Origin of the sequence: Microbacterium sp., assembly GCF_047607225.1 — a bacterium.
GTDB lineage: Bacteria > Actinomycetota > Actinomycetes > Actinomycetales > Microbacteriaceae > Microbacterium.
In genome coordinates, this window is the sequence record NZ_JASGDO010000080.1 from 1 (window position 1) to 7092 (window position 7092).

8 protein-coding genes and 1 riboswitch are annotated in these 7092 nt (G+C 71.6%); of the genes, 1 reads left to right on the plus strand and 7 read right to left on the minus strand.

Features of this window, described 5'->3' with window-relative positions; genetic code table 11:
- Both thiE and thiM read right to left on the minus strand, forming a co-directional pair.
- Positions 1 to 610, minus strand: a 610-nt coding sequence (gene thiE / locus QM591_RS15850) for a thiamine phosphate synthase (RefSeq protein WP_415133815.1), incomplete at its 3' end; no start/stop codon positions are given.
- Positions 607 to 1416, minus strand: coding sequence for a hydroxyethylthiazole kinase (thiM, locus tag QM591_RS15855; protein ID WP_415133817.1), 810 nt, complete (start codon positions 1414 to 1416; stop codon positions 607 to 609). The genes thiE and thiM, both read right to left, overlap by 4 nt.
- Positions 1409 to 1500: riboswitch (TPP riboswitch) on the minus strand. Its footprint overlaps the gene before it by 8 nt.
- 195 nt (positions 1501 to 1695) lie before the next feature.
- Between thiM and QM591_RS15860 the strand changes: the two genes are divergently transcribed.
- Positions 1696 to 2421 carry a GNAT family N-acetyltransferase gene (locus tag QM591_RS15860; protein ID WP_415133819.1) on the plus strand — a complete coding sequence of 242 codons (726 nt, stop codon included), beginning with the start codon at positions 1696 to 1698 and terminating at the stop codon, positions 2419 to 2421.
- 16 nt (positions 2422 to 2437) lie between these two features.
- Here QM591_RS15860 and QM591_RS15865 read toward each other — a convergent pair whose 3' ends face one another.
- The 5 genes from QM591_RS15865 to QM591_RS15885 all read right to left on the minus strand — a co-directional run.
- A complete protein-coding gene (locus tag QM591_RS15865) occupies positions 2438 to 3295 on the minus strand; it encodes a siderophore-interacting protein (protein WP_415133821.1) in 858 nt (285 codons plus the stop codon).
- Complete coding sequence (locus QM591_RS15870) at positions 3292 to 4134, minus strand: ABC transporter ATP-binding protein (RefSeq protein ID WP_415133823.1); 843 nt, start codon at positions 4132 to 4134, stop codon at positions 3292 to 3294. The genes QM591_RS15865 and QM591_RS15870 overlap by 4 nt, the downstream gene beginning before the upstream one ends.
- Positions 4127 to 5200 carry a FecCD family ABC transporter permease gene (locus QM591_RS15875; protein WP_415133825.1) on the minus strand — a complete coding sequence of 358 codons (1074 nt, stop codon included), beginning with the start codon at positions 5198 to 5200 and terminating at the stop codon, positions 4127 to 4129. The genes QM591_RS15870 and QM591_RS15875 overlap by 8 nt, the downstream gene beginning before the upstream one ends.
- On the minus strand, positions 5197 to 6204 hold the full coding sequence (locus QM591_RS15880; RefSeq protein WP_415133827.1) for an iron chelate uptake ABC transporter family permease subunit: 1008 nt from the start codon (positions 6202 to 6204) through the stop codon (positions 5197 to 5199). The genes QM591_RS15875 and QM591_RS15880 overlap by 4 nt, the downstream gene beginning before the upstream one ends.
- A gap of 38 nt (positions 6205 to 6242) precedes the next feature.
- Positions 6243 to 7092, minus strand: an 850-nt coding sequence (locus tag QM591_RS15885; RefSeq protein WP_415133829.1) for an ABC transporter substrate-binding protein, incomplete at its 5' end; no start/stop codon positions are given.

The window sequence follows — 7092 nt, forward strand, 5'->3', positions numbered from 1 at the left end:
CCGATCCGGGGTCCGGAGCCCCGCAGATCGCCGCGACGACGGCGACCCCCGCGGCGCCGGCGGCGCGCAGCCCCGGGACATCGACCGCCGTGACGCCGCCGATCACGACGGCCGGAAGCGCGGACGACGCCAGCACCGCCCGCGCCCCGGCGAGACCGAGCGCGGGCGGTGCGTCGTGCTTGGTCCGCGTGGGGTGCAGCGCTCCGATACCGACATAGTCGATCCGCCCCTCGTCGCGCACGGCCCGGGTGATCTGCTCGGGCGTACCGGCACTCAGGCCCAGCACGGCCTCGTCGCCGATGAGAGCGCGCACGAGCGCGGGCGGGAGGTCGGACTGCCCCACATGGACGCCTGCGACGGCGGCGCCCGCCGCGCGTGCCGCGAGGTACACGTCGACACGGTCGTTGACGAGCACCGGAACGCCGTCGGGGACGACCTCGGCGATCCGGCAGACCGTCTCGAGGAAAGCGCGGCCGGACAGGGTCTTCTCCCGCACCTGCACCGAGGTCACGCCGTTCGAGGCGGCCTCGGAGACGACGTCGGCCAGATCGTGGCCCGCGCGCGCCGCGAGCGCGGAGTCGGTCACCAGGCACAGCGACAGGTCGATCATGCGACCGCCCCCCGAGTCAGGATCGCGTCGGCGGTAAGACCGGCGAGCGCGTCGAGGAAGGCGACCGCGAAGGTCCCGGGCCCCGCGGCAGTCTCAGCCGCCACATCGGCGGCCACCCCGTAGACGACCGAAGCCGCCGTCGCAGCGACGAACGCGTCTGACTCGACCGCGGCGAACGCCGCCATCACCGCCCCGAGAGCACAGCCACCCCCGGTCATCCGCGTGAGCAGGGCGTGACCGTTGCGGACGCGGGCGACACGTCCGTCGGCGACGATCAGGTCGACGGGGCCCGAGACGGCGACCGCGCCGCCGGTGCGGGCGGCGAGAGCGACCGCGAAGGAGGCAGCGGCGTCGACGTCGTCGGTGGCGTCGACACCGCGCCCTCCGGCCCCGCCACCGGCGAGCGCGATGATCTCCGAGGCGTTGCCGCGGACGATCGTGGGTGCCTGCCACGCGAGGTCCTGGGCCAGCGGGGTGCGCACGGGAAGGGCGCCCACTGCGACCGGGTCGAGCACCCACGGGGTTCCGGCACCCCTCGCGGCGGCGACGGCCTCGCGCATCGCCTCGCGCTGCTCGGTCGTGGGCGTGCCGAGATTGACGAGGAGACCCGACGCCGCCGCGGCGAACGGCCCCGCCTCCCCCGCGATGTCGACCATCGCCGGGGCGGCGCCGAGGGCGAGGACGGCATTGGCGGTCATTCCCACGACCACGCTGTTGGTGATGCAGTGGACGAGCGGCGATCGGGAGCGCACCTCCTCCCAGGCCGCACAGGTGGAGTCGATCAGAGGCGGTGGCGTGCGCGTCATGGCGCGACATCCCTTCGCTAGTACGAACTAGATCAGGTTCGACGGGTGTGATCTCAGCCCTGACGGGCACCCCGTGTCACGTGTGGTTGTCTACGTTACCCGGCTGCGTCGGCGGTGGCGGCCGCCCTCCGAGAGACCGCGTATCGCCGCGAGCCGGATAGCCTGGGCGGCATCCAGGTGCGAAAAGCAGGCCCGAGCCGCATCCGCGGGCCCCGGTGGTGGCGTGGCGACGATCCGGCCTGCTTTTGGACCGCCGACACGCGCGACGAAAGACCACGAATGCCACGAGTCCACCTCACGGGTCGGCTGATCTGCCGTGACGACGCCGAGGCGGCCGTTGTCGAGCGCCATCTCCCCGACCACGTCTCCCGCACCCGCACCGAGCCCGGATGCCTGCGCTTCGAGGTGCATCCGACGACGGAGGCGAGGACCTGGAGCGTCGAAGAGCTCTTCACCGACGAGGCCGCCTTCGCAGAACATCAGCGGAACGTCGCCGCGAGTCCGTGGGGCGAGGCCACCGTCGGCATCGAGCGCCGCTACGAGATCACCCGCCTTCCGGACGGCGCCGACGTCGCGGTCCGCGTGACTCCCTTCCTGCCGGAGGACCGGAACGCCGTGATCGCCCTCTCGGTACGACCCGAGCAGGACGGTTTCGTGGCAACGAACGAGGCGTCGCTGGACGAGGCGGCGCGCCACTCGTTCTGCACGCCGCTCGTCGTCCGCGCCGCCGACGAGATCGTGGGATTCGCGATGTACGCGCTCGACCCGGACGACGGCAACTACTGGATCTACCGTCTGATGATCGATCAGCGCTTTCAGGGTCGCGGGTACGCGCGGGCGGCGCTCACCCAGATCCTCTCGCGGATGTCGTCGCTCGACGGCGGCGAGAAAACCCTGCTCGGCGTCCGTCCCGACAACGAGCGTGGGATCGCGCTGTACCTCGACGCCGGATTCGTCGCGACCGGCGAGGAGATCGACGGCGAGCGCATCTTCCTGCGGGGCTGAACCGCCGCGCGGCCGGTCAGGAGACGAGCGGACCGCCGTGCTTCCAGTACCCGAGGAACGCGACCCTCTCCTTGTCGATCCCGATCGTGGCGGTCAGGTGCCGTCGCATGCGGGCCGCGGCCCCCGTCTCCCCCGCGATCCAGACGTACGCGCCGGGGTCGGCGGCGACCTCCTCGGCGCCGTCCCACCGCATGATCGCCTCCTCCAGGGCTTCACCCCCGACGCCCCGACGCCGCACGATCTCCGTGTGGTCGCCGTCGCGGAGCGGCACGAGCATGTCGTCCGCGGGGTCGCCGAGCTCGACGAAGACCTCGAACCGTGCGTCGTCGCCCCGCTGCCGGACGACGTTGTTGATGGCGGGAAGCGCGGACTCATCACCGATCAGCACGACGTGGGAGGGCGGTCTCGGCGGCGTGTAATGGATGCCGTAGCCGGTGTAGCCGACCCGCGCGTCGGGACCCGTCAGCACGAGCTCATCGCCCACGGCGCACGAGAGCGCCCACGCGGATGCGGGCCCGGCCGGCTGGTGGACGTACACGTCCACATCGATCTCGGCGCGCTCGGGGCGGATCGCCGACGGCGTGTAGGTGCGCAGGACGTTGCGCCGTTCCACCGGCAGCTGCTTCCACCGGGCGTACCACTCCTGCGGATGCGGTGTCGGCTCGTCGAGCAGTCCGAACTCGGGTCGCGTGCCGTCGGGCATGGGTAGAACGAGCTTGATCCGCTGATCCAGTCCCCACGCGGCGAAGTGGACCAGGGAAGGACCGGCGAGAGTGATGCGGACGAAGCCGGGGCTGATCCGCTGGACGGCGGCGACCCGCACCGGAAACGCGCTGTACTCCCAGTTGCGGCCGGCCTCGGCCACCGAGCTCACCGACCACTCCCCTCGACCGTCGAGACGGGAACGCCCCGGGGAACGACGAGCGGACCTCCCGTGACGGGGTCGGCGATCACGACGTTGGGGAGCCCGTAGATCTCCTCCACTCGCTCACTCGTGACCACCTCCGAGGGGGATCCCGCCGCGACGATCCGCCCCTGACGCATCGCGATGATGTGGTCGGCGTAGCGCGCCGCATGGTTGAGATCGTGGAGGACCGCCACGATCGTGCGACCCTGGCGGTTGAGGTGCGCGAACAGCTCCATGAGCTCCACCTGATGCGCGATGTCGAGGAAGGTCGTCGGCTCGTCCAGGAGCAGCAGGTCTGTCTCCTGCGCCAGCACCATCGCCACCCACACACGCTGACGCTGCCCTCCCGACAACTCCTCCACCCGGCGGGAGGCGAGTTCCGTCGTGCCGGTGGCGGAGAGTGCGTCGTGCACGGCCTGCTCGTCTCGGTCGGACCACTGTCGCAGGAAGCCCTGGTGCGGATACCTTCCCCGGCCGACGAGATCGGCGACGGTAATGCCGTCGGGGGCCAGCGCGGTCTGCGGGAGGAGCCCCAGGCGCCGGGCCACGTCTTTGGCCGGCCGCTCGGTGATCTCCTTCCCGTCGAGGATCACGGCCCCGGCGCGCGGAGCGAGCAAGCGCGACAGTCCGCGCAGCAGCGTCGACTTGCCGCACGCGTTGGGGCCGATGATGACGGTGAACGAGCCGTCGGGGATCTCGGCGGTGAGCCCATCGATGATAGGAGCACCGTCGTAGCCCAGGCGGACGGCCTCGGCGCGAAGCCGAGCGGGGACGACGGAACCGAGGCGAGAGAGGTCTTCAGGCACGGCGGCGGATCTCCTGGACGAGGACGACGACGAGGTACAGACCCCCGACGGAGACGGTGACGACGCCGACGGGGAGGGTGACGGGAAGGACGTGCTGGGCGACGACATCGGAGGCCAGCAGCAGAAGCGCGCCCACGAGAGCCGAGACGCCGAGCGACAGGTAAGGCGTGCGGGCGATCCGGCGCGCCACTTGCGGGGCGGCGAAGGCGATGAAGGCCACGGGACCCATGACGGCGGTCGCGAGCGCGACGAGGGCGACGCCCACGAGCAGCGCGATCGTGCGCACCCGCTGGGGCGTCGCACCGGTCGCCGTGGCGACGTCGTCGCCCAGGTCGAGTTGACGCAGGCGCGGGGCGACGGCGACGAGGAGGATCAGCAGCGGAACGGCGCAGGCGATCGCGCCGACGACCTGCGGCGCCGCGACACCGTTGAGGCTTCCCGCGCCCCACGCCGAGGCGAACATCGCCGTCTCCAACTCGACCTCCAGCAGCATCCAGGTGTTGAGCGACGACAGCAGGGCCGCGACGCCGATGCCGACGACGATGAGCCGGAACCCTTGCACACCGCCCCGCCGAGCGAGCGCCCAGATGACCAGTGCCGTGAAGAGCCCTCCCACGGTGGCTCCCGCCATCAGGACGGGCCAGCTCGTGGAGACGAACACCATCGTCAGCAGCATCCCCGTGAAGGCTCCGTTGGACAGGCCGAGGATGTCGGGGCTGGCGAGGGGATTGCGGGTCACGGTCTGGAAGAGCGCACCGGCGACGGCCAGGAGTGCGCCGAAGGCGATCGCCGCCGTCGTGCGCGGCAGCCGCCACTCCGTGACGACCGTGCGATCGAGGGCGTCGCCGCCCCCGAGGAGCGTGCGGACGACAGCCTCCGGAGTGAGCGGATAGGACCCGAGACCGAGCGAGAGCACGCCGAGCAGGGCGATGACGACGGCGAGCACGACGCCGACGATGAGGCTGCGCACGCGCCAATCGAGGCGCGCCGGGCCGACGTGCAGGCGGAGACGGCGATAGCCGGGATCGATCGCGGGCCGAGCGGGGCGGGGCGGGGCGGAGGTCACAGTGTGCTCGCCTTCCGTCGGCGCGCCAGAGCGATCAGGACGGGAGCGCCGACGAACGCCGTCACGATTCCGACGGGGATCTCGGCGGGGGCGATCAGGATTCTTCCGAGCACGTCCGAGATCAGCACGACGATCGGCGCCGACAGCATCGATACCGCAAGGATCAGGCGCTGATCGACCCCGAACAGCCACCGCGCCACGTGGGGCACCATGAGACCGACGAAAGAGATCGGGCCGGCAAGGGCGGTGGCCGCCCCCGCGAGCACCGTGACGGCGAGGATCACGCCGACGCGGATCGCCCCCACTCTCGCCCCCTGGGCGCGAGCCACGTCATCGCCGAGGGCGAGGGCGTTCAGGCCGGGGGCGAGGAAGAGCGCGAGCACGAGTCCGACGATGACGAACGGGATCACAGCCCCCACGACGTCGAGGTCGCGGCCGAGCAGCGATCCCGCGTTCCATGACCGCATCCGATCGAAGGCGTCGGGGTTGCTGAGGGTCATGCCGGTCGTGAGCCCCGCAAGGACCGCGCCGAGGGCGACCCCGGCAAGCGTCAGGCGCAGAGGGTCGGCCCCACCCCGACCCGCCGATCCGATCACCGAGACGGCGAGGGTCACCACCAGGGCGCCGGCAAAGGCCAACCAGACGAACGTCGAGATGTCGCGGAGCCCGAAGAACGCGACACCGACCGCGACCGCGAACGCGGCACCGGCATTGACCCCGAGGATGCCCGGATCGGCGAGCGGATTGCGCGTGTAGGCCTGGACGAGCGCTCCCGCGGCTCCGAGCGCCGCGGCCACGACCACCCCGGCCACCGTGCGCGGGACCCGCAGGTCGGCGACGACGTATCGAGCCTCCGCCGACCCTCCGCCTCGGAGCACATCGAGAACGGTTCCGAGCGCGAGCGGGTTGGACCCGACGGTGAGCGACAGCGCCACGGCCACGATGAGGAGCACGCCGAGGACGGCGAAACCGAGGGTCACCCGGCTTCGCCGTCCTGTCGTCACGCTCGCGCTCGTGCGCGGTCGCCCGTCTCGGGCCGTCGTCACTGCTGCGCGTCGAGGAAACGCTCGATGTCGTCGAGCACGAGCTCGCCGCCCTTCGGGCCCACGCCCGAGACCCAGTAGCTCGTGTCCACGAGGGTCACCGAGGGAAACTCCGCGGCGTTCTCGGTGATGGCGGACGGGATGGTCGAGGAGTCGTCCACGTCGGCCGTCGTGACGAACACGTAGTCGGCGCGGGCGTCGAGGATGTTCTCGGGCGAGAGGTCGGCCTGCAGCCCGTCTTCCCAGTTCTGCTCCGGGATGCTGAGCCCCACGCACTCCAGCGCCCCACCCGCGAAGGAGACGGGGCCGTAGAGGCTGAGGGTCGTCTCGTCGCGGGGACGGATCATGTTGGCGGTCTTTCCGGCGACGTCGAAGCGGTCCTTGATCTCGGCGCACCGGTCGTTGAAGCCGTCGACGAGCTGTTGCGCGCGCTCCTTCTGCCCGAGCGCCTCCCCGATCAGCAGCACGTTCTGCTGCCATGGGTCTGCCTGAGTCTGCATGTAGACCGTCGGCGCGATCGCCGCGAGCTGGTCGTACAGCTTGGAATGGCGGGACTCCGTGCCGAGGATGAGGTCGGGCTTCAGCGCGGCGATCGCCTCGAGATCGGGCTCGGGAACCGTGCCGACCGGCTCCACGCCGTCCACGCCGAGGTAGCTCGGAACACCCGCCACGTTGCTGGCCACCGCTGCCCCCACCGGAGTCACGCCCAGCGCGACGGCCGTGTCCAGCTCCACCGGCTCGAGCACGACGACCCGCCGCGGCTCGTCCGGCACCGTCGCAGTGCCGCGCGCGTGCTCGACCGTGCGGGTCGCCGCCGCGGGCGTGCTGACCGCCGGGTCGGCGCCCGGA

Coding starts and splice junctions, on each gene's coding strand:
- thiM (WP_415133817.1), bottom strand. CDS start 1,416: ATGACGCGCACGCCACCGCCTCTGATCGACTCCACCTGTGCGGCCTGG.
- QM591_RS15860 (WP_415133819.1), top strand. CDS start 1,696: ATGCCACGAGTCCACCTCACGGGTCGGCTGATCTGCCGTGACGACGCC.